At 57.1% G+C, this 2,794-nt stretch carries 4 protein-coding genes; 2 read left to right on the plus strand and 2 right to left on the minus strand.

All coding sequences use genetic code 11. The annotated features are described in order from the left end of the window. The coding region (locus ACW7G1_RS14655; RefSeq protein ID WP_456980496.1) for a transposase at window positions 1–228 on the plus strand (228 nt) is incomplete at its 5' end. A 7-nt stretch (window positions 229–235) separates the two neighbouring features. Here ACW7G1_RS14655 and ACW7G1_RS14660 read toward each other — a convergent pair. Both ACW7G1_RS14660 and ACW7G1_RS14665 read right to left on the minus strand, forming a co-directional pair. Next, entirely contained in the window at window positions 236–892 is a 657-nt protein-coding gene (locus ACW7G1_RS14660; protein ID WP_456980497.1) for a hypothetical protein, read from the minus strand. Between the two features lie 19 nt (window positions 893–911). Continuing rightward, window positions 912–1,406, minus strand: a complete 495-nt coding sequence (locus tag ACW7G1_RS14665; RefSeq protein WP_456980498.1) for a hypothetical protein — start codon at window positions 1,404–1,406, stop codon at window positions 912–914. A gap of 223 nt (window positions 1,407–1,629) precedes the next feature. On the opposite strand from ACW7G1_RS14665, the gene ACW7G1_RS14670 reads away from it, so the two are divergent. Next, entirely contained in the window at window positions 1,630–2,553 is a 924-nt protein-coding gene (locus ACW7G1_RS14670; RefSeq protein WP_456980499.1) for an IS110 family RNA-guided transposase, read from the plus strand. Window positions 2,554–2,794 lie beyond the last annotated feature (241 nt).

Raw genomic sequence — 2,794 nt, forward strand, 5'->3', positions numbered from 1 at the left:
AGCTACTTCGCCTACCCGCACCGCCCGTGGGAGCGGGGCAGTAACGAAAACTTCAACGGCTTGCTCCGGCAGTACTTCCGGAAAGGGCGAAGCGTGTCCGGGAAACGACAGGCCGACTGCGACCAGGTAGTCGCTAAACTGAACACACGGCCGAGGAGACGCTATGACTTCCAGACCCCCGCCGACCGCATGCACAAACTCTCAGGAGTGTTGCACTTGGAGTGTTAACTCACCCCTAGCCAGGGTTGTCATTGAGTCGATCTGCTCTATCTTTAGCTTCTTGAATCGTGGGAAGATTCATATCTAATCGCTCTTGGTCAGTAACTATCGACTCATCGATTCTATAAAGTACGATTGGTGCGTCTGGAGCGTCTCGACTGAACTGTGTGCCATACCATTGTGGTACGCCTTTGCTCATTAATATTCTGTCCCACGCGGCGGCAACCAGCTGAGGCGCGGCTTTGTATTGCGGGTCTAGTGTTGAACTTAGCTGTGCGAGACTCATGGCTAAACGATAGTCATCGATACTGTTGCCATGTTGAAATACAAGTGCAGCATTGAAATAGTCTCTCGAAGTATTTATCTGCCCAGCTTTGATAAGAGCAAGAACTTCCGCTCGCCTTGCACGATCCTGTTCGGCCACGACCTTCCAATCGATACTTTCTTGATTTCGCGGGCTTTGGTCTTCTTCGAAGATTTCGATGAGGCGCTTGTTGTCCTGTACGCCGGACGCATACAAAGACCCTGAGATCAACGTGAGAAGTGCGATAGCGATCATGCGACTGGTCATACGAATTTTTCCTAGGCCTAACGCCTGAGTTAAGCCGACTTGCGTAGCGTAGCCGACAACGTGGCAAGCTTTACCTGCCACGTTGTTGGTGTAGCGAAGCAAGTTCGGCTTGAACGAATTGTTACGGCCAAGTCCGTTGCTCTACGTACTGTAGCCATTTATCTTTTTTATCGACTGGTCCCTCTCTCACCAAGATCATTTCGAAGCTCTTTGAGTGGTACGGCTTGTCTAAGAAAATTAAATAGGTGCCCCCGACGGCAAAGCCGGGTCGGATACGGCAAGAAGTATCGTGAGACTCTCGGCCATTATAGTCATTCCAGAAATTTTCATCGAAATGATCGTTGAATCTATGGTTCGAGGCTTCCCATATAGCACTATCGCCTAGAATCTGAAACGCCTTTCGGTGTTCGCCTTTTAGCTGTTTAATTGTTTCGAATGTATAAAGAATATCCCAACCATTTGAAGCGGCATCTTCTCTGACGACTTTAGCCAAGGCAATATTCTCAGTTCTAGCTATCAGTTCGTCTGGTGGAGTGTGCTGAGGCGGCGGCGTCACTAGGCAAGCAAGACTGCGTTGCGAGGCAAGTAGTAGTACTAGAGCAATTTGCGACTTCATGGGCCCTAACGCCTTATGTCTTGAGTTTCCCCTAGCCTAAGAGCCGAGAGCCCGGCGTGCGCGCCCGATAACGCCTCGGTGTCAGACCACCGTAATTCAGCAGGGACCGTACGCCGGATCTCGCGCCCTGCGCCCGAACAGTTGATCGAGGTTTCCCTCGAACCGATAAGCGTGGGCCTCAGGCGCGATGCTCTCGACCGGCCAACTGTAACGGAGAACGGACATGACGGCAGTAGGGATCGATGTGGGTAAAGGCGCTTTGGATCTTGGTGTGGATGGACAGACCGGCGTCGCCCGGTTTCCCAACACCCGAGCCGGGATTGCCAAGATCATCAAGCGCCTGGTGGCGCTGGGTGCGTCCAGGATCGTGGTGGAAGCCACCGGCGGTTACGAAGAGCCGCTGTTGGACGCCTGCTGCGATGCCGGGCTGTGGATTGCGCGGGTGAATCCGCGCCAGGCCCGCGATTTTGCGCGTGCCACCGGCGAGCTGGCCAAGACCGATGCCATTGATGCGCGTTTGTTGGCGTTGATGGCCCGGATGTTCGCAGATCGCCTCCGCCGGTACGTCGCCCCGCCGCCGTGGCAGCGCGAGTTGCGCGACTGGCTGCGCCGACGGGGCCAGGTGGTCACCCTGCTACAAGCCCAGAAGCAACAGGCGGCGATGGCATCGCCATCGGTTCGTAAGCTGGCCGCTCGCACCATCGCCGCATTGGTCCGCGAGCTGGCGGCGATCGAGCGCACCATGAAGGCCCTGATCCAACAGCACGCCACGCCCGCGCTGCGCTCCAGCAAGGGGCTCGGCCCCGTGTTCCAGGCGACCGCGCTGGCGCTGCTGCCCGAGCTTGGCCATCTTGATCGCCGGCAGATCGCCAAACTCGCCGGCGTGGCACCGATGAACCGCGACAGCGGGCAGGGCCAAGGCAAGCGCCGCATCCGCGGCGGGCGCGCCCCGGTACGCGTTGCGCTCTACATGGCCACGCTGTCGGCCGTGCGCTGGGATCCGATGATGAAGGCGCACTACCAGCAACTGCGTGCACGCGGAAAGCTGGGCAAGGTCGCGCTGGTGGCCTGCATGCGCAAGCTGCTCGGCATCATCAATGCCAGGCGGCGCGATGAGCTGCGTGCGGAGGGTCTAATTATGGCTTGACCCGACTAATCACAAGACAGTTGCTGAATTAAGCCGATCTGCGTAGCGGAGCCAACAACATGGCAAGCTTTTCCTGCCGTGTTGTTGGTAGCGAAGCAGGTTCGGCTTGAACGAACTGTTAGGCGCCGCCCCACGGCTTTTGCACCAGGCTCGGAAGAGCGTCCATGCTATCAAACACATGATGCGCCCCCGCTGCCTGCAAGCGATGAGCTGGCGTCAAGCCGCAGTAGCCCAAGACTGT

It is taken from the genome of Lysobacter sp. A378, from assembly GCF_054052125.1.

Coding starts and splice junctions, on each gene's coding strand:
- ACW7G1_RS14665 (WP_456980498.1), bottom strand. CDS start 1,406: ATGAAGTCGCAAATTGCTCTAGTACTACTACTTGCCTCGCAACGCAGT.
- ACW7G1_RS14670 (WP_456980499.1), top strand. CDS start 1,630: ATGACGGCAGTAGGGATCGATGTGGGTAAAGGCGCTTTGGATCTTGGT.